Source organism: Acinetobacter sp. WCHA29, assembly GCF_002165335.1.
Classification (GTDB): domain Bacteria; phylum Pseudomonadota; class Gammaproteobacteria; order Pseudomonadales; family Moraxellaceae; genus Acinetobacter.
Map to the genome: position 1 here is coordinate 80,657 of NZ_NHRQ01000002.1, position 19,813 is coordinate 100,469.

General features: G+C 40.0%; 19 protein-coding genes and 1 pseudogene. 12 read left to right on the top strand and 8 right to left on the bottom strand.

The window, feature by feature from the left end; all coding sequences use genetic code 11:
* Positions 1-5: 5 nt before the first annotated feature.
* The 3 genes from CDG59_RS01865 (at position 6) to sbmA (ending at position 4,046) form a co-directional block, all read left to right on the top strand.
* Positions 6-1,481 carry an alanine/glycine:cation symporter family protein gene (locus CDG59_RS01865; RefSeq protein ID WP_087543218.1) on the top strand — a complete coding sequence of 492 codons (1,476 nt, stop codon included), beginning with the start codon at positions 6-8 and terminating at the stop codon, positions 1,479-1,481.
* 161 nt (positions 1,482-1,642) lie between these two features.
* Complete coding sequence (locus CDG59_RS01870; RefSeq protein WP_087535777.1) at positions 1,643-2,620, top strand: patatin-like phospholipase family protein; 978 nt, start codon at positions 1,643-1,645, stop codon at positions 2,618-2,620.
* Between the two features lie 229 nt (positions 2,621-2,849).
* Positions 2,850-4,046: a peptide antibiotic transporter SbmA gene (gene sbmA, locus CDG59_RS01875; protein ID WP_087543219.1), complete on the top strand. Its 1,197-nt coding sequence runs from the start codon at positions 2,850-2,852 to the stop codon at positions 4,044-4,046.
* A gap of 51 nt (positions 4,047-4,097) precedes the next feature.
* Here sbmA and CDG59_RS01880 read toward each other — a convergent pair.
* Positions 4,098-4,400, bottom strand: a pseudogene (locus CDG59_RS01880) (DUF4850 domain-containing protein); the annotation flags it as partial.
* A gap of 125 nt (positions 4,401-4,525) precedes the next feature.
* On the opposite strand from CDG59_RS01880, the gene CDG59_RS01885 reads away from it, so the two are divergent.
* From CDG59_RS01885 to CDG59_RS01895, 3 genes are all read left to right on the top strand, one after another.
* Entirely contained in the window at positions 4,526-5,602 is a 1,077-nt protein-coding gene (locus CDG59_RS01885; RefSeq protein ID WP_087543222.1) for a DUF1176 domain-containing protein, read from the top strand.
* 36 nt (positions 5,603-5,638) lie between these two features.
* Positions 5,639-6,409, top strand: coding sequence for a hypothetical protein (locus CDG59_RS01890; RefSeq protein ID WP_087543224.1), 771 nt, complete (start codon positions 5,639-5,641; stop codon positions 6,407-6,409).
* A 127-nt stretch (positions 6,410-6,536) separates the two neighbouring features.
* The gene (locus CDG59_RS01895) at positions 6,537-7,061 is read left to right on the top strand and encodes a hypothetical protein (RefSeq protein ID WP_087543225.1); all 525 of its coding nucleotides are present in this window, start codon (positions 6,537-6,539) and stop codon (positions 7,059-7,061) included.
* 41 nt (positions 7,062-7,102) lie between these two features.
* Here the strand turns inward: CDG59_RS01895 and CDG59_RS01900 are convergent, their stop codons facing one another.
* From CDG59_RS01900 to gatC, 5 genes are read right to left on the bottom strand one after another with little or no spacing between them, the layout of a single operon-like run.
* Complete coding sequence (locus tag CDG59_RS01900) at positions 7,103-7,711, bottom strand: hypothetical protein (RefSeq protein WP_039047139.1); 609 nt, start codon at positions 7,709-7,711, stop codon at positions 7,103-7,105.
* Positions 7,708-9,042, bottom strand: coding sequence for an FRG domain-containing protein (locus tag CDG59_RS01905; protein ID WP_087543227.1), 1,335 nt, complete (start codon positions 9,040-9,042; stop codon positions 7,708-7,710). The genes CDG59_RS01900 and CDG59_RS01905 overlap by 4 nt, the downstream gene beginning before the upstream one ends.
* A gap of 59 nt (positions 9,043-9,101) precedes the next feature.
* Positions 9,102-10,571 carry an Asp-tRNA(Asn)/Glu-tRNA(Gln) amidotransferase subunit GatB gene (gatB, locus tag CDG59_RS01910; RefSeq protein WP_087543228.1) on the bottom strand — a complete coding sequence of 490 codons (1,470 nt, stop codon included), beginning with the start codon at positions 10,569-10,571 and terminating at the stop codon, positions 9,102-9,104.
* A complete protein-coding gene (gene gatA, locus CDG59_RS01915) occupies positions 10,571-12,049 on the bottom strand; it encodes an Asp-tRNA(Asn)/Glu-tRNA(Gln) amidotransferase subunit GatA (protein ID WP_087543230.1) in 1,479 nt (492 codons plus the stop codon). Before gatA ends, gatB begins: the two co-directional genes overlap by 1 nt.
* Positions 12,050-12,102: 53 nt before the next feature.
* Entirely contained in the window at positions 12,103-12,420 is a 318-nt protein-coding gene (gene gatC, locus CDG59_RS01920; protein ID WP_004664595.1) for an Asp-tRNA(Asn)/Glu-tRNA(Gln) amidotransferase subunit GatC, read from the bottom strand.
* Between the two features lie 133 nt (positions 12,421-12,553).
* On the opposite strand from gatC, the gene CDG59_RS01925 reads away from it, so the two are divergent.
* From CDG59_RS01925 to CDG59_RS01950, 6 genes are all read left to right on the top strand, one after another.
* Complete coding sequence (locus CDG59_RS01925) at positions 12,554-13,594, top strand: rod shape-determining protein (RefSeq protein ID WP_004664594.1); 1,041 nt, start codon at positions 12,554-12,556, stop codon at positions 13,592-13,594.
* A gap of 17 nt (positions 13,595-13,611) precedes the next feature.
* Entirely contained in the window at positions 13,612-14,469 is an 858-nt protein-coding gene (mreC, locus tag CDG59_RS01930) for a rod shape-determining protein MreC (RefSeq protein WP_004664592.1), read from the top strand.
* Entirely contained in the window at positions 14,456-14,947 is a 492-nt protein-coding gene (gene mreD, locus CDG59_RS01935; protein WP_087543232.1) for a rod shape-determining protein MreD, read from the top strand. The genes mreC and mreD overlap by 14 nt, the downstream gene beginning before the upstream one ends.
* Positions 14,935-15,495, top strand: coding sequence for a Maf-like protein (locus tag CDG59_RS01940; protein ID WP_087535740.1), 561 nt, complete (start codon positions 14,935-14,937; stop codon positions 15,493-15,495). Before mreD ends, CDG59_RS01940 begins: the two co-directional genes overlap by 13 nt.
* 48 nt (positions 15,496-15,543) lie before the next feature.
* Positions 15,544-16,998: a ribonuclease G gene (rng, locus tag CDG59_RS01945; protein WP_087535741.1), complete on the top strand. Its 1,455-nt coding sequence runs from the start codon at positions 15,544-15,546 to the stop codon at positions 16,996-16,998.
* A gap of 134 nt (positions 16,999-17,132) precedes the next feature.
* A complete protein-coding gene (locus CDG59_RS01950; RefSeq protein ID WP_004664584.1) occupies positions 17,133-17,306 on the top strand; it encodes a PA1571 family protein in 174 nt (57 codons plus the stop codon).
* A 36-nt stretch (positions 17,307-17,342) separates the two neighbouring features.
* Here the strand turns inward: CDG59_RS01950 and CDG59_RS01955 are convergent, their stop codons facing one another.
* Together CDG59_RS01955 and CDG59_RS01960 are read right to left on the bottom strand one after the other, a co-directional pair.
* The gene (locus tag CDG59_RS01955; protein WP_087535742.1) at positions 17,343-18,728 is read right to left on the bottom strand and encodes a WS/DGAT/MGAT family O-acyltransferase; all 1,386 of its coding nucleotides are present in this window, start codon (positions 18,726-18,728) and stop codon (positions 17,343-17,345) included.
* Between the two features lie 183 nt (positions 18,729-18,911).
* A complete protein-coding gene (locus tag CDG59_RS01960) occupies positions 18,912-19,646 on the bottom strand; it encodes a phosphoadenylyl-sulfate reductase (protein ID WP_087535743.1) in 735 nt (244 codons plus the stop codon).
* Positions 19,647-19,813: the final 167 nt, after the last annotated feature.

Sequence of the window (19,813 nt, forward strand, 5' to 3'; positions counted from 1 at the left end):
AAGTGATGAATGAACAATTAAATGCCACGCTGATGTCGTGGGTACAATTCCTGAATGATCCACTCTGGAATTTTCTGGTCGTCTTATTGGTTGCGGTTGGGGTGTTTTACACATTCGTTACGGGTGCGGTACAGCTTCGCTTGTTCCTGCACAGCATTCTTGTGATGAAGGGAAGCCGTAAAGAGACGCAAGATGAACATGGCATTACACCATTTCAGGCTTTCGTCACGGGTCTTGCAAGCCGTGTCGGTGTTGGTAACGTTGCTGGTGTTGCCATAGCAATCGCCATTGGTGGTCCTGGGGCCGTGTTCTGGATGTGGTTCACTGCCTTTCTTGGCATGAGTTCTGCATTTGTTGAATCATCGCTTGCCCAGTTGTTTAAGGTGAGAGACCATCAAAACAAGCAATTCCGAGGTGGACCTGCGTACTATATTACTCAGGGCTTAAAACAAAAATGGCTGGGGATTGTTTTTGCACTGTCACTCATTCTGGCTTATGGCTTTGTATTTAATGCCGTGCAGGCAAATGCGATTATTGGGGCAACCTCACATGCATGGGGGTGGGATAAAGCCAATTTTGTATTGGGTCTCGGTAGTCTTAATTTTGAAGTGTCATGGGTTGGTATTGCATTGGTGGTTATGACAGCATTGATCATCTTTGGTGGGATCAAGCGTATCGCCAAGGTTGCCGAAGGTATTGTTCCTTTCATGGCATTGCTTTATATCATGGTCGCTTTGTACATCGCGATAATCAACTTGCCGATGTTGCCTGAGATTTTTAAACTGATCTTCACCGAAGCATTCCAGTTTAATGCGGCAGCAGGTGGTTTCTTTGGTGCGATGATTTCTATGGCAATGATGATGGGCATCAAACGTGGCTTGTTCTCCAACGAGGCAGGTATGGGTTCAGCGCCAAACGCTGCTGCTGCATCTGATGTGAAGCATCCTGTGAATCAGGGGTTGGTACAAATGCTGGGTGTATTTGTTGATACTTTCGTGGTGTGTTCATGTACTGCGATCATCATCATGGTGTCTGGTCTGTATCATGAAGCTGGCTTTGAGGGCGTGACATTGACCCAAAAAGCATTGGAGAGCCAAATTGGTGGTTGGGGTGGAGGCTTCCTTGCCATTATCCTGTTCCTGTTTGCCTTTACCTCAATTATTGGTAACTATGCCTATGCTGAAAGCAATGTACAGTTCATTAATGACAACCCAAAGGTCATGTTCATTTTCCGCCTGCTGGTATTGGCAATGGTCTATTTCGGGGCGATCACAAGTGTACCTTTAATCTGGTCAATGGCCGACCTTTCAATGGGCTTGATGGCCACCATTAACCTTGTGGCAATCCTGCTGTTAACACCAATGGCACGCATACTGTTGAAAGATTATACTTCTCAGCTTAAAAAAGGGATCAAGGAACCAGAGTTCAAGATTGATCAATATCCTGAGCTAAAGAAAAAAGTAGATTCTGATATCTGGTAAGTTATTGGATTTATAAAGGCTTACTTCACTAAATTAAAGCCCCTTTCGAGGGGCTTTTTATCAATATATTGTGGATATATACATAAAAATTGATACAGCATTTCACCAATAATGGCGTTAAAATTAAAAGATAGAATCACGTAGATATGGCAAGACAGCATATGAAACAGCTTAAATTATTGACGCTTGGACTTTCAATGGTGATTTTGGCGGGTTGTCAAACGACTTCGCATTTAAAACCTTTAGTTGAAGATGCCCAAGTACAAGCAGTTGTTCAGCCCTTTGCACATATTAAACAACAAGAAAAAAGACCTGTTGTTGCCTTAGTACTCGGCAGTGGTGGGGCACGTGGATATGCTCATATCGGCGTACTTGAAGTGTTGGAACAGCAAGGTATTCGCCCTGATTTTATTGTAGGTACAAGTGCAGGCAGTATTGTAGGTTCAATTTATGCAAGTGGTAAATCCGCTGCAGAGTTGAGAGATATTGCGCTTAAGCTTAAGGCTACCGATGTAAGAGAAGTGAATATCAGTTTAAAAGGTTTCTTTGATGGTAAAAAAGTTGAGGACTATGTGAATGAGCAAGTCCAAAACATTCCTTTACAGAAGTTAAAAATCCCGATGTATGTGGTTGCAACGGAATTAAAAGACGGCACCAAAACTGTATTCAATTATGGTAATACAGGCCAAGCAGTACGTGCATCTGCTTCGATTCCGAGTATGTTTATACCAACCAAGATCCGTAATGTGGAATATGTTGATGGTGGCCTAGTCAGTCCTGTGCCTGTACAGGTTGCACGGGATTTAGGCGCAGATGTGGTGATTGCAGTGGATATTTTGGCACAACCTATTCATACTGAAACCAGTAATGTTTGGGGGCTATTCAACCAAAATATCAACATTATGCAAGGACGTTTGGCTGAAGAAGAATTGAAAAATGCAGATATTGTCATTCAGCCTGATCTACGTGAAAAAGCGCATATCTTTGATATCAAAGGCCGTGAAATGACTATGCAAGCGGGTATTGATGCTGCAAAAGAAAAATTGGCCAATATTCAATGGGTAATTAAAAGCAAAACAAAGCAAGTTGATTTAAATCAACAGGATTTAGCTTTAAAAATGAGTAGCCTTGAGCCATAGTTTCTGCAAAATATTGAATTAAGGGTAGACAGCGATAATGTTTAAGTTCGTCTATCCAGTTGATGTTTATTAAACAAATTGTAAATACGCTACAAAAAGCTATCAAAAAATTGAGAAAACAGGTAAATAACTACCATTCATTAAACTTTTTCATCAGACAAATTTAAGTTTGAAATTATAGGATGACGTTCCAACGTCAATAGCAACACTACAAGGATTGTTAAACGCGATGTTTAAATCTTTTTTTCCTAATCCACGCTTGTTCTTTATTTCAGTCGTTGTGTGGTTAGCCTTGAATATGCTGCTTTGGTATACAGGTGGTCATAGTTGGGGTGAATATCTCGGTTTTACCAAAGGTTATGCTGAAGTAGAGCTACCTGTTGGTGTGAGTCGATTTTTATCAGCATCGTTCATTTGGTTTTATATTTGGTTTTTGGCTTCAACAGCACTTTTTGCAGGATTCTGGCGATTTTTTTCTGATAATAAATGGCAGAAATGGTCAGTTTGGGGTTCTGCATTTATTTTGTTTAATATCTGGTTTGGCGTGCAGGTGAGTGTTGCGATCAATGCTTGGTATGGTCCATTTTGGGATATGATCCAAAAGATGCTAAGTGAAGGTGGTGGTAATATTAATGATCTATATAAAGGTACGCTAACATTCCTTTATATTGCGATGGTTGCTGTTACATTTGCCGTAATTAATGCCTTTTTCACCAGTCATTATGTATTCCGTTGGCGGACAGCAATGAATGAATACTACACAGAAAATTGGGAGCAATTACGCCACGTTGAAGGTGCTTCGCAGCGTATTCAGGAAGATACGATGCGCTTCGCAACTATCGTCGAGGATTTAGGTGTTGAGTTGATTAAATCAGTGATGGTTCTCATTGCCTTTTTACCGCTATTGTTCAAAATTTCAGAAAAAGTACCTGTCTTACCTGTCGTTGGTGAAATCAAACACTCATTGGTGTGGGCGGCTGTGGTTTGGGCTATCGTGGGTACGATTATTTTAATGTTTGTCGGGCAAAAACTACCAGGCTTGCAATTTAACAATCAAAAAGTTGAAGCAGCTTATCGTAAGGAACTGGTTTATGGTGAAGATCATCCGAATAGAGCTGATCCAATCACGTTAAAAGAGTTATTCAGTAAAGTTCGTTTAAATTATTTTAGACTTTATTTCCACTATGCTTATTTTAATCTAGTCGCGATTTGGTATAAGCAACTCGATGTTTTATACAGCTTAGTTGTCCTATTTCCAGCGATTGCATCAGGTAAAATGACTTTAGGCTTGATCAACCAAATCAGTAACATCTTTGATAAAGTGCGTGAATCATTTCAATATCTCATCAGTTCTTGGAAAACGATTATTGAATTACTCTCAATTTATAAACGTTTAAAAGCTTTCGAGTCAATTTTAAAAAAATAAGTGTGATTAAAAAACCTGCATCTAGCAGGTTTTTTTGTGCCTATGATTTGATTAGTGAGTTGCGTTGTAAAAATTTAGAATAGTTCCAACCAAATGCTGTTGTGATTGATCAACGGTGACTTTGATTTCTCTAAAGTTAAACGTGTCTTCATCTTGATATTTGGCTACGCCATCTGTTCTGTTCTTCAGCTTAGGAATTTGATAACTAAAGAAAGCGATTTGTTTTGAAGGGTGTACAATCTTCAATAATTTAAGCGGATCTTGATAACCGCCGTATTCATATTCCACACTTTGTTTTAAAAGATGTGGAAAATAAAGCGTCGCATTTGGCATGCCGCAACCTACACAAAACGATTTTAAATTTGACCAAACTCAGTTTGCTTTAAGCTCATATCTTCTGCAATAAAATGACATATGACAAGTGTAGATTAGCCCTTTAAACTGTTTTCAAGTTTGATAATAAATATGAGTAATACAGAATGATACCAGTGAAGAATATACTTTCAGTTTGCTGCTTTATGGCACTCAGTTCTACTAGCTTCGCACAAGAAATCAAAGGGATTTCATTTTCACATCAAGATTGGGAAATTTACTGTAGTAATACAGGAACCTGCCGAGCAGCAGGCTATCACAATGAATCCAGTGATGATTATCCAGCATCTATCCTATTAACACGTCAGGCGGGCAAAGCTCAGCAAGTCACAGGCGAGTTTGCTTTGGGTGATGGGTTTACCGAACCTCAAATTCCTAAAAATCAGCTTAAAAATATTCATTTTTATGTCAATGGCAAGGATTTAGGGGCTGTTTTGGTAGATGGCACTGAATTTCCACTTATGGGTAGATTGACCGCAGCACAGGTGAATGGATTGTTGCAACAAGCCAGTGGAAAAGCAGACATAGTATTTAAAAACAACCGACTGCAATGGAATATTTCGGATGCGGGTATGACCGCAAGCTTATTAAAAATTGATGATTTTCAGAAACGTGTTGGAACGACAGGGGTATTGGTCAAAAAAGGGAAAATGAGCGAAGTAAAAGTTTTGGCAGCTCAACCGAAATTGATGGTGAAACAGGTTAAAACAGCCAGCAAACCTTATTTAACCCTACAGCCTAATAATAAGCAGCATCAGTCAGTGTATAAATCATTGATGGCAACACAACCCACACCCAAACAAGATGGTTTTTGTGAGGGAGTTTATACTAGTGATGGCGTAAAACCTCAGTCGATTGAACTTTACAAATTAAGCAATAAAAAAGTATTGGCAACGACCCTATGTTGGCGTGGAGCATATAATGAGGGGTATGGAGCGTGGGTACTGGATGAGTCTTTAACAGGAAAAGCGATCTTTGTGACTGAACATGCCTCAGATTTTGGGGATGGGATAATCGGTAGCTCACAAAAAGGAAGGGGGATTGGAGACTGCTGGTCAAGTGATGAGTGGGTTTGGGATGGGCAAAAATTCGTACATACTAAAGATATGTGGACAGGCATGTGTAAAGGGCTTGCTGCAGGTGGGGTATGGGAACTCGATAAAATTGAAGCCGTTGTAAAATAAAGCGTTACGCCAATAAAAATAGCCTAAGGAAATATCATGCTGAATCATAAAATTCATTTACGTGGGCTGATTTTAACGGTTTCATTCAGTTGTTTTAGCACTTCAATTATTGCTGCGCCGTTGCAAATTTTAGAATTTAAAAAAGGGCAACTCAGCCAAACGGAACAGACACAGCTATGTGAACAGGTGAAAGACTTATGTCAGCAGCGTGCGCAATGGCGTAGTTTAAAAGCTACTGACCAAAGTTTATGGTTATTGTCAGATGGAAATGTTGCTCAATTTGGCATCTCGACCACTGGATTTAAATTGTTGCAACAGTGGCATATTCAATTATCTCCTGCGGATGAAATGGCAAGATCGGGGCAATATGTTTTTCCTAAGCTATTTCCTATGGATCCAAATCGTTATGCCATTGCAGTGATTGATACCTTTTCGGAAATGTATTCGGGTGGTGGAGCAGGAATTGAACGTGCCAGCTTTTACGAGTTAAAGGAATCAGGCAAAACACATCGTTTTATTGAAAATTATCCGTTTAGTTTTAATCGTATGATTCGGGCGTGTTTCTCAGAACAGGATTATGAAAGTTCTAGAGGCAAATGCCATGATGAAGATAGTTTGAGTCTGGATATTCGTCCAATTAAGCCGATGCTTTGGCAATTCCGTTATCGTTATAGTTTGGATGTATCGCCTGCATCGGATTCAGGTGAGAAATCATTTAAGGGTAGCCGAAATCTCAATATTGACTTAAACAAAGTATCAAAGCAGCCAAATATTCCTGCAAACTGGGATTATCAAGGGCAAGGCTAAGTTAATTCGGTTTTAGATTTTGCTAAAGCTTTAAGTCCGTGGACTTATGCAATTTACAGCGTCATAACAGATGATTTGTATAGTGCGTGGTACACAAAGAGACTGATTGCTTTTTGGAACTGTGCTTATGTCTCATACTATTTATACCTCATCTCGCCGTAAATTTTCTCATTTGAGCCGTTCTGTAATCATGGCTGCGGCTGTGTTGGGAACAACCCAAGTGGCAATCGCAGGGCCAACCGTCGATCAACTCAGTGATTGTTTGGTGAAAGCCACGACGGCAGCGGATAAAACCACAGTTTTACAATGGACGTTTACCGCTTTGGCAGCGCATCCTGATTTAAAATCTTTTAGTAATGTTACGCCTGAGCAAAAGAATCAGTTAGATCAGAAATTGGCACAGGTTTTACAGCGTGTGATCGTGGAGCAGTGTTCGGCTCAGACTAAGGCGGTGATTCAGGCTGAGGGGATTCAAGCGGTTGGAGAGGCTTTTCAGCAGTTAGGTCAGAGTGCGGGTGAGGATATTGTGAAAGACCCAGCGGTCAGACAGCAGTTGCAAGGCACGTTGCGTTATATTGATTTAAATAAATTGGTTACGACTTTTTTAACACCTGATATCTGGAATAAGTTGGGTGTGTTAAGAGGGGGGTAGTTTTAAACGCTGCTTTTGGAAAAAGCGTTTAGGCAGAGCACTTACATCAAATCGGGATAAAAATTTTCATATTCAGGATTGGGTTCTGGTGTCACTTTTAAATTGCCTTGATAGCCTTTAATAAAACTATGAATTTCTTTTCTCGGTTGTTCATGCCAGCCAATATTAAATGCACAAAGTTTTGGGAAAAATTGTAGGTGGTTGTAATTCAAATTATTATGAATCCAATAGGCGAGTTGTTGCCAATTGGCTTGATCTTTTTCATATAGCTCTAAAAATGATGGAATGACAATACACGCCGTTGCCCCATAACCTTTTGCATCGGGATAGTCCCAAATGTGACTGGCAAAGTTTTTCTCGTTGCTGGCGCAGTTATGTCCTTTTTCATTGCCGAGTTGATTGACGCTTGGAGAACGATATGCCGAGCGAATCGTAATTCGTCCAAATTTATCTTGGAGTGGTTCGAGCAGTTGCTCGCACAGTTGTGTACCTGTGTAGATGGCTTTTTCAGGATGATCGGGGAAGTTGGGTACACCATACCAATTAGCGATTTCGCTATAGAGGAAGTCACGCATGAAGAAAGACTTTGAAAGTTGGATACGTCCTAAGTCTTCAAGTTTAGTAATAGAGGATACTTTTTTGATATTCATTTGTATTTGTCTTGCAAGTATTTTGCAGTGTTTTCTAAAGTAGGGTAAATTGTTCTAAGATTAATATTTATAAGATCTAGGTCTTTTAAAATTTTCGATTTAGCAGAACCAGCGATTCTAATTCTATGAATTTGATAGTCTGAATCTGATCTTTCATTCATTTTAGCTTTTAGACCAAATAACAAAAACGCTCCAGTTTGAGCTAAGATACGTTTATTGTTAAGTTTGCTTTTAATGCATATAACACGGTTTAAATCGCTTGGTTTAACTAAATTTTGAAAATAGGGTTTTTCCTCTTTAATAAAATGTAAGAATTTTTTATGAGAAGTTAGGCTATAATTTAGCTTGTTAGGAAATGGTTTTTTAAGCAAAAAATAAGTAAGGCTATTTTTGTCATTTATATTAAGTTTAGCAATATTTGTTATACAACTAACCGTATCAGAGTCATAATATTTAATATTTTTTTTGTTTGGTCTAATAATAATTACTTCTCCATCTTCATTATTTTTATTCTGACAAGCAAAAAATAAAGCAGTTAACGGATTAGAAGTTATATCCAATAATCTAGTATATAAACCAAAATGTTGCATTCTAGTCAAAATTTCTAGAGCATTTTTATCGTCATTAAATGGGAGGGGTTCATTTATAATTAATTCTCTATAAAGTTTATCTTCATTATGTAGATAAACTCTTTTCCCATTATAAAATCTAAAATTTGAAGGTTCTAACCTATACGTTAATGAAGAATGCCCTCTAAAAAATCTTTCATTGAAATCTGGATTTTCAATATTTATTAGTTTAATCATTTTTCTAAAGAAAGATTCTAAATCTGTTACGCTTTCTTTCTCAGTTTCATTGGAATCTTCTATTATTTTCCTGAATAGTTCGGGATTGAAATACAATAAATCATCACTATAATTTTTTATATGATTAATATAAATATTTTCTTTATCTAAGGTGATAATTTGAATAAGTATATCGCTTTCATCTCTTCTAAATCTATTTAGTGAATCTAATTCGATAATATCATTTTTTGAATAAATCTTTTTTTGGGTATTTATAAAAGAAAATTCTATAATTGAATTTTCTTTTTCATATACGGCATTTTTCAATTTACATAAATAGATGTCGCCTAATTCATTTGTGATTATAAAGGGGATATGAGTTAACCAAGATAGTTTTTCACTATCTAATATTTTATAAAAAATTTGAAGTTCGGTTGATGCATTAGAAAGTATTAAGTCAGCAGCAAAAATCCTTAAGCTCTTTTTATCGATTATTTCTTTTAGATAGGATGAAGTTGTAGATATATATGCAATAGTCTGATTCATAAGAAACCCCGCATTAAGCGAGGTTCTTATAACATGAAATCAATTAATTAGCGAATTAATCAACCAATCAATTTCTTCATTAATTCATTCACTTGCGCAGGGTTCGCTTTGCCTTTCGCAGCTTTCATCACTTGACCAACAAGACCGTTAAAGGCTTTCTCTTTACCAGATTTATACTCTTCAACCATTTTTTCATTGGCTGCAAGCACGTCTTTGATAATCGCCTCAATCGCACCTGTATCGGTTTCTTGCTTTAAGCCTTTTTCAGCAATAATGTCATCTGCAGATTTTCCTTCTGCTTCCCACATAAAGCCAAACACTTGCTTCGCGATTTTGCCGTTAATGGTATTGTCAACAATACGTGCAATCATACCACCCAACTGCTCAGCAGAAACAGGAGAGTCCGCCAATTCTAGGCCTGCTTTGTTTAAAGCACCTGAGAATTCGCCCATCACCCAGTTTGCAGAGACCTTACCTTGCGCAGCACCGCCAGCAGCAGCGACAACAGCCTCGTAGAAGTCAGCCATTTCGCGTGACAGCGTCAATACATGTGCATCGTATTCAGTTACACCGAAGTCAGCCATAAAACGGACACGGCGAGCAGCAGGCAACTCTGGAAGCGCAGCACGTGCCGCTTCAATCTGCTCATCGGCAATGATCACTGGCAACAAGTCTGGATCAGGGAAGTAGCGATAGTCGTTGGCTTCTTCTTTCGAGCGCATTGAACGGGTTTCCATCTTGTTCGGATCGAACAAACGGGTTTCCTGATCAATTGTGCCGCCGTATTCCAAAATTTCCATCTGGCGTTCAATTTCAACATTGATCGCCTGTTCAATGAAACGGAAAGAGTTGAGGTTTTTCAACTCACAGCGTGTGCCAAAAGGTTGACCTGGACGACGCAAAGACACGTTACAGTCGGCACGGAATGAGCCTTCTGCCATGTTGCCGTCAGAAATACCTAACCAGCGTACAAGCGTGTGAATCGACTTGATATAGGCAACCGCTTCTTCAACCGAACGCATATCTGGCTCAGATACGATTTCAAGCAATGGCGTACCAGCACGGTTTAAGTCGATACCCGACATACCTTCGAATTGGTCATGAATCGATTTACCTGCATCTTCTTCAAGATGGGCACGGGTCACACCAATGCGTTTGGTCGTACCATCTTCCAGTTGAATGTCGATATGACCCAAGCCTACAATCGGATTGTCCATCTGGCTGATTTGATAGCCTTTTGGCGAATCTGGATAGAAGTAGTTTTTACGCGCAAACACAGATGCTTGATCGATATAGGCATCAATACCCAAACCAAAGCGAATTGCAAGATCAACCACTTCGGCATTCAATACAGGCAATACGCCCGGCATGGCTAAATCAACAAGGTTGGCTTGTGTATTTGGGTCTTGACCAAATTCAGTCGATGAACCTGAGAAGATTTTAGACTTGGTCGCCAACTGCGTGTGGATCTCAATCCCGATAACGACTTCCCAACCGTCAATTAATTTTAACTTTTGAGCTTCAGCCATTATGCATTCTCCTCAGCAATTGCCGCACGTTTGGTATGCCAGTCTGTGTTTTGTTGATATTGATGCACAATCGAAAGCAATTGTGATTCTGACCAGTAGTTACCAATCAACTGTAAACCAACAGGCAAGCTGTCTTTATCAAAACCTACAGGTGCATTGATGGCTGGTAGACCTGCCAAGTTCACAGCAAGGGTATAGATATCGCCTAAATACATTTCAGTCGGGCTGAGGTTTGCACCGATCTTATATGCTGTGGTTGGTGCAGATGGTGCAGCAATCACGTCAACATTTTCAAATGCTTTCAAGAAATCTTGCTGAATCAAACGACGTACTTTTTGTGCTTTGACATAGTAGGCATCGTAGTAACCCGCAGACAGGGCATACGTCCCGATCAGGATACGACGTTGTACTTCAGCACCAAAACCTTCTGAACGTGAGCGTTTGTACAAGTCCATTAAATCCACTGGATTTTCACAACGGTAGCCATAGCGTACACCATCAAAACGTGACAGGTTCGAAGAAGCTTCCGCAGGGGCGATCAGGTAGTAAGTCGGTACATAGGCTTCAGTCATGTTGAGATCAATCTCAACCAAGATTGCACCCATCTCTTCAAGTTTTTTCAATGATTCTTCAACACGTGCTTTTACATCGGTGTCTAAACCTGCGACATTGAAGTATTGCTTTGGAATACCAATGCGTAAGCCTTTGACTGCTGTGCCATTCAAGTTAGCAACGTAATCGTCAACCTCTTTATTCACTGAAGTTGAGTCTTTGGCATCATGACCTGCAATCACATTCATCAAATATGCACAGTCTTCCGCAGAACGTGCCATTGGACCGCCTTGATCGAGTGATGATGCATACGCAATCATACCGAAGCGTGATACACGACCATAAGTCGGTTTTAAGCCTGTTAAGCCGCAGAATGAAGCTGGTTGGCGAATTGAACCACCAGTATCCGTACCTGTTGCAATCGGCGCGAGATCAGCCGCCACAGCCGCAGCGGAACCACCTGATGAACCACCTGGGACATGATCTAATGCCCAAGGGTTACCTGTTGCACCAAAGTACGAGCTTTCAGACGTTGAACCCATAGCGAATTCATCCATATTCACCTTACCTAAAGTCACAAGACCTGCAGCTTTAGCTTTAGCAACCACAGTTGCGTCATAAGGTGAAATGAAGTTATCGAGCATTTTTGAACCCGCAGTGGTTTTAATGCCTTGAGTACAAAAAATGTCTTTGTGTGCAAGAGGAATACCTGCCAACGCATGTGCATGACCTGACTTAAGTGCAACATCAGCAGCATCAGCTTCAATAAGTGCTTGTTCTGCTGTCACCGTTACATAACTTTTTACTTTCGGGTCAATTTTGGCAATACGTTTTAAATAATGTTCGGTCAATTCGCGTGATGAAAATTGAGCTTGTTTTAGCCCTTCAGAGAGTTCACGGATTGATAAGCGATGTAAATCTGTCATATGAAAAATTTCTTTACATTCTAAATATAAAATATTGATTAATCGAATAGAAATTATTCAATTACGCGAGGTACAAGGTACAAGCCTGCTTCTGTTGCAGGAGCGACCGCTTGATATTCATCACGATGGTTGCTTTCACTTACAATATCAGCACGTAAAGGTTGCGGATTATCAAAAGGACTTTTCAAAGGCTCAACGTTATCGGTATTAATGCCTTTTAGGCTTTCCATCATGCCAAGAATTTTATTTAAACTTTGAGCATATTCAGTAGATTGCGTGTCATTTAGAGACAAGCGAGCAAGATGTGCAATCGCTGAAACGGTCTGTGCATTTAAGTCCGTTGTCTGCTGAGCATCTGATGATGTAGACATAACTTTACCTAATTCAGTATCAAAAAATTGCAAAATATCGTGCGTTATAATAAGCGATTGACTTGTTCAAAGCATCACATTTCGTTAAAGTTGCCACCTTGCATCCATACAAAGTTTAATTGAGAACGCCCCCGTGATTCTAAAACGACTAATTGGCTTGTTTTCGCCGGATTTAGCCATTGATTTAGGTACGGCAAATACACTGATTTATGCACCAGGCCGTGGCATTATATTAAATGAACCGACTGTTGTGGCGATTCGTCATAGCGGTTCACAAAAAATTGTTGCTGCTGTTGGTCTTGATGCTAAACAAATGTTAGGTCGTACACCAGCGAATATTTCAGCGATTCGTCCGATGAAAGACGGTGTGATTGCCGATTTTGAAGTCACTGAGACCATGTTGAATCAGTTTATCGGTAAAGTACATGAAAAGCGTTTATTTCCACCAGCACCGCGCGTTGTGGTGTGTGTCCCATGTAAATCGACTTTAGTTGAACGTCGTGCGATTCGTGAGGCTGTATTTAATGCAGGCGCGCGTGATGTCCGTTTAATTGAAGAGCCAATGGCGGCAGCGATTGGTGCAGGTATGCCAGTCGAACAAGCATGTGGTTCGATGGTGGTTGATGTGGGTGGCGGTACGACTGAGATTGCGATCATTTCATTGCAAGGCTGTGTTTATGCCGATTCATTACGTATCGGTGGTGATGTATTTGATGAGCAAATTATCAATTATGTGCGTAAAGCGCATGGTTGCGTGATTGGGGAAACCACAGCAGAAACCATTAAAAAAGAAGTGGGTATGGCTGTGACTGATGGCAAAACCCTTCAGATTGAAGTTCGTGGTCGTAATTTGGCAGAAGGTGTGCCACGTGCGATTACCGTCACTTCTGATGAAATCTCACAAGCGATTGCTGACCCATTACAAAGCATCGTAAGCGCAGTAAAATCTGCTTTAGAACAAACTCCACCTGAACTTTCTTCGGATATTGCAGAGCGCGGTATTGTGTTGACCGGTGGCGGTGCATTATTACGTAACCTTGATAAATTGCTTGCGCAAGAAACAGGTCTACCTGTGATTGTTGCGGATGACCCTTTAACTTGCGTCACGCGTGGTGGCGGTAAAGTCTTAGAGTTCTTTGATAATCCGAACCATGACATGCTTTTTGTTGGCTAAATCATAAGGACTAGGCGGTGCAACCGAATCTTTTTTCAAGACAACCGCCATCTTTTCGCTCATTTATTATTGCGGTTATTTCATGTTTGGTGGTGCTTTTCTTTGATTGGCGCATGCCTTATGTGATTAAGCCAGCAAGAGATGTCTTGTACGCAGCGTATAATCCAATTTATGCGCTGGCAAGTTATCCTGTATTGTCGCGAGAATGGCTGAACCAACAAACCAAATCTGAAACCCAATTGCGCCGTGAAAATACCGCAATGCAGGCTGAACTCCTTCAAGCTCAAGTTCGACTCCAAAAACTTTCAGAACTCTCCGCGGAAAATAACCGTTTAAGGGGGCTTTTGGATACGCCATTGATTATTGATGGTCGTATGCAAATTGCAGAAGTGATTGGAACAGATGCCGACCCATTACGCCATATTATTATCATTAACCGTGGCTCTGTGGATCACTTAAAAGTTGGGCAAACTGTTCTCGATGATAAAGGGATTATGGGACAGCTGATTAATGTGTACCCACATAGTGCCCGTATCATGTTGTTATCTGATAAAGAACATTCGCTGTCTGTGCGCTTAGAACGAACAGGAATGCGTGCGATTGTATCTGGAACAGGTGATTTAGGTCACCTAAAAATGGAATACGTCCCGACAAGCGCGAATATTCAAGCGGGTGATAAGGTATTTAGTTCTGGTTTGGGTGAACACTTTCCTGCTGGTTATTTGGTGGGTACTGTTTCTAAGGTTAGCCGTCATACTTCAGGTGAGTTTGCAGAAATTGATGTTATTCCTGCGGCACAGCTTGCCAGTGGTCATCATGTGGTAGTTTTATTTTCAGAATCTTTAGCGCAGGAGCAACCTTATGCCGATCGCTAGATTGAGTTTTGAAAAACGCAAAGATCCACTTTGGATGATCATCATCTCAATTATTATCGGGTCTATTCTTTTAGTTTATCCGATTGCTTACGAAGCTTCAGGATGGCGACCATCAATTATGTTGATGACCATGCTGTTCTGGATTCTTTATCAACCTAGTTGGTGCGGGGTTTGGTTCGCCTTTGGCGTGGGGATTTTCACTGATTTATTGTTAGATGCGCCTTTGGGTTTAAATGCACTAAGTTTTGTTTTAATTACGTTTGGTACGCGTTATTTTATTCGTGAACGCCGAATTTTAACTTTCGCGAACTCATGGGTAATCGCTGTACTTGCAATTATTGCACACTTAACCTTTTTGTGGATGAGTCAAACAATATCGAGTACACATTTTTCAATAGCGAGACATTGGCAACCGCTTGTTACTAGCGTGATAGGATGGCCGATGGTTTATTACTGCTTACAAAAATGGCGCGTATAATTTTAGCTTCGAGTTCACCTCGTCGCAAAGAACTGCTACAACAGTTAGGTCTGGACTTTGAAATATACAGTCCAGATATCGATGAAAGTGTCCGAGAAAGTGAAATTGTTGAACACTATGTTGAACGATTGGCGAGAGCAAAGGCACATGCTGTTCTAGGTTTATTTCCTGATGCAATTGTGATTGCTGCGGATACCAGTTTAAGTTTTGCAGGTAAGATCATTGGAAAACCACAATCAAAGCAGCACGCATTTGAAATCTGGTCAACAATTTCTGGGCAATGGCATGATGTGTACTCTGGAATTTGTGTGGCAAGCTCTGTCCAATGCTTAAGTAAAGTGGTTAGAACTCAAGTCGAGTTGCAACAGTTAAGTCATACCGAAATGGAAAAATATTGGGCAACGGGTGAACCTGTTGGAAAAGCAGGGGCGTATGCAATCCAAGGGATCGCAGCTCAATATATTCCCCAAATTCGGGGGAGTTATAGTAATGTGGTCGGTTTACCGTTGTACGAAACAGCACTGTTATTAGAAAGCGTTAAAATTTAAAGTAGACACTTTCGGATATAAGAATTTTTATAAAATTTTGAGTGGATTATGGCAGAAGAATTGCTAATTAACGTCACACCGATGGAGTGTCGTGTGGCTTTAATTGAAAATGGTACGGTCAATGAATTATTTGTTGAGCGTACTGTAAAACGTGGTTTAGTGGGTAATATTTATAAAGGTAAAGTGGTACGTGTACTGCCGGGTATGCAAGCTGCTTTTGTTGATATTGGATTGTCTCGGACTGCTTTTTTACATATCAATGATATGGTCTGGTCACGTTCGCAACCTACCCCAAATGTTTTCGAGCTTCTGCATCCGGGACAGATGTTGACGGTTCAAGTGATGAAAGACATGTTGGGAACTAAAGGTGCACGTCTAAGCACAGATCTTTCTATCCCATCACGTTATCTAGTATTAATGCCTTATGGTAATCATATCGGTGTATCACAACGCATTGAATCAGAAGAAGAGCGTGATCGACTTCGTAGCATGATTGAACGCATTCAGACCGAACACAGCTTACCGGGTAGTGTGATCGTTCGCACCGCAGCGGAAGGTGTAGATGAAGCTGCGATTGCACAAGATATGTGCTATCTGAGTAAGCTTTGGGAGTATATTCAACGTAAGCAAAAAGAAGTTGCGACACCTGAACTTATTTTTGAAGAATTACCTTTACCACAACGAATTGTCCGTGATTTAGCCAGTGATGAAACCGCAAAAATTTATGTCGATTCTCGTGAGATTCATGCCAAGTTAAGTGAGTTTGTGCTTGAGTTTGTGCCAACGATTGAAAATCGTCTGATTCACTATCCCGGCGAAAAGCCACTTTTCGATTTGTATAACGTCGAAGAAGATATTCAAAAAGCGTTGCAGACCCGTGTCGCACTTAAGTCAGGCGGCTATCTGATGATAGATCAGACTGAAGCCATGACCACCATTGATGTGAATACAGGCTCTTATGTGGGTGGCCGTAGTTTAGAAGACACGGTATTTAAAACCAATATGGAAGCGACACAAGTCATTGCGAGACAACTTCGTCTACGTAATTTGGGTGGCATTATCATTATTGATTTTATTGACATGCAAGAGCTTGAGCATCGACAAGAGGTCATGCGTCAGTTTGAACGTATGCTTGAACGTGATCATGCCAAAACAAAAATCACCCAAGTTTCAGAGTTAGGCTTGGTTGAAATGACACGTAAACGTACACGTGAGTCTTTAGAACATTTATTATGTGAGTCATGCCCAACTTGTCAGGGACGTGGATATGTAAAGACAGCAGAGACAGTATGTTACGAGATATTTCGAGAAATTTTGCGTTATGCCCGTGCATTTGATTCCAAGAGTGGCTTTACTGTCGTTGCACATCCAGCAGTGATTGATCGTTTATTAACGGCAGAAGCCCCAGCAGTTGCAGATTTAGAGCATTTCATTAGCAGAGTGATTAAATTCCAAGTTGAAAATTTATATACGCAAGAGCAATACGATATCATTCTGAGCTAAAGTTGTAACAAAATTTCGCTTAATCCTTGTTACAACTGAAATTTTACTTTCTATCATGAATTTTAAATACTAGAACCATAGAATGAGCCATAGGTATCTTGAGTACCTTAGCAAATAATATGAGGTATATAATTATGAATGTGAGCGAAAGATTAGTGAATCATGGTTTTAAGCATGTTTTAGACAGTAATCCAGTCAATACATGTTATATGGTTGATAGCCAAGGTAAAGAAGTCCAAATTACTACGGCAATGATCCGTTTAGCCTGCCATCAACTATTACAGCGTTGTCGTACAATTAAAAAATAAGGGGCGATTTAAAGCCCCTTAATTTTTTCTGTGAATTTAATTCGCAACTTTCTGTTCAGGCAAATCCTGAATGGCCTGTTCAAAACGCTGAATTTCGTCCTCTAAATGCGTAAGAAGTGTCTGCATTTTAGGTACTGTATTACGACATGCAATCAAACCTACTTCTAACTTATCTAAATAACTTGTCATTGTAATATTTAGTGCTTGGCCATCCATGACGATTGAAGCAGGGTAGAGCGCATCCAATTTTGCGCCATTCCAATATAATGGTTCACGTGGACCTGGTACATTCGAAATCACTAGATTAAATGCCTGACGTTTCGGTAACATTCCTGAAGCGATGTTTAAACCTGCTGGTCCATAGACTAATGCACTATAGTTCAGGATTTCATTTGCAGTCATGCGGTTAAAACGCTGTTTTGAATTCTGTACGCTACGGCGAATAATTTCTAAACGTTCAATTGGGTCTGCAATATGAGTGGCTAGGTTTGCCAAAATCATGGTAATACGATTGCTGAAATCAGAATCATCGGTACGCAATGAAGCAGGAACCATCGCAATCAAAGGTTTTTTGGGCAAACTATTTTGATTAATCAAATATTCACGTAATGCACCAGAGCAAACTGCTAGTACTACGTCATTGAGTGTTACACCAAGTGTTTTAGCGATAAGGCGGAAACGTTCCAACTCAAAAGATTGTGCAGCAAAACGGCGAGAAGAACTCACACGTTGGTTTAAGATCGATGGTGGTGCTTGAAATGTTGAGACATAATCAGGATTTTTCCCGATTTCCTTAAATAAGGTTTGTGAAAGTTCGTGCATCACTTTAGGTGCAACTTCACACTGTGATTTAATCGTATCCAAGACTCCTCTGATTTTACTTGCAGTAGGGGCCTTAGGTGCCTTTAAGCGTTTAGTTCGCTTCCCTTCGACACACCATAATGGTACGACATGCTTTTCATTTGGGTCTTTGGAGAGTGATTTTTCGATCAATCGCATTCCTGCAACACCATCCACCATCGCATGGTGAATTTTGAAATACATTGCAAAACGATTGCCTTCAATGCCTTCAATAATGTCGCATGTCCATAGTGGTTTAGCACGGTCAATCAAGGAACTGTGTTGCTGTGAAATATAGACCAATAGTTCACGAATACGCCCTGGATTTGGTAACGCAATATGACGGAAATGATGATCGATATCGAATTCAGGATCTTCACCCCAGAATAATCCTGTCAGTTGATTGTTAAATGGAGGAACCGGAATACTCTTCGATTGACGGATATCTTGAACAAGATCATGCACGAATGTCGGAGATGCATTTTCTGGGATTTCAAATAAAAATAATCCCCCTACATGCATAGGTTGCTGTCTTTTCTCTAGTGAAAGAAAAATAAAATCAATAGGGTGTAATGGGCGCATAGCAGATATAGCCTCTCATTGCATTTTTTATAAGATACTCTTTGAGCTCTTATTAGAATTATTGAACCGTTGTGTAAAGTATATACGGTTTGGTCTGGTTAAAATATGACTTTGTACTGAAGAGTTAGAAAAAATAAAACCACTGACGAATCAGTGGTTTTTATATACCAAATCTGCTAGGAATTATTTTTTCAGATTACCCGAGTGTAATCCGCACTCTTTGTGAGTTGCTTCTTCCCACCACCAACGACCTTCACGTTCATGTTGGTTTGGTAATACAGCACGAGTACATGGTTCACAACCAATTGAAATAAAACCACGTTCGTGCAGCGGGTTATATGGAATTTCCATCATTCGAATATAACTCCATACATCTGCACTGCTCCAATTTGCAAGCGGATTATATTTAATCAATTGCTTGCCTTCACCTGAAAATCCAACATCCGCTTGCACCACTGGGATCTCATTACGTGTGCCTGGGCTTTGATCTTTACGTTGACCTGTAATCCAACCATCCAAAGTCGCTAATTTTTTACGTAAAGGTTGTACTTTACGAACGCCACAGCATTCCTGATGACCATCTTCAAAAAAGCTAAATAAACCCTTTTCATTTACCAACTGCTGTACAGCAGCGGATTCAGGAAAGCAAATTTCGATCTTAATATTGTAATGTTTACGCACAGTTTCAATAAATTGATAGGTTTCTGCATGTAAACGCCCTGTATCTAAACTAAACACACGGAATGGTTTACCAAGACGCGAAGCAATATCAATTAATACAACATCTTCAGCACCAGAAAATGAAATTGCAATTTCGCCTTCTTGGCTTAAAGCAAGCTCTAAAATTTCTCGTGGTGATTTATCTGAATATTCAGCAGCGAGCGCATCTACAAGGTCAATAGTCGGAATAACAGTCATAGGTGTTCCTGGCGAAAGGCTTGGGTACAATTGTAAATCATTCTAAGCAAAGCCATTTGCTTGTCTTCGATTTTAATCTTGCAGAATAAAATCGTTTTATTTAACAACAGCGCAAAAAATGAAAATCTTAATGGTATGATACAGCAATTTTTAATCAACATTGGATG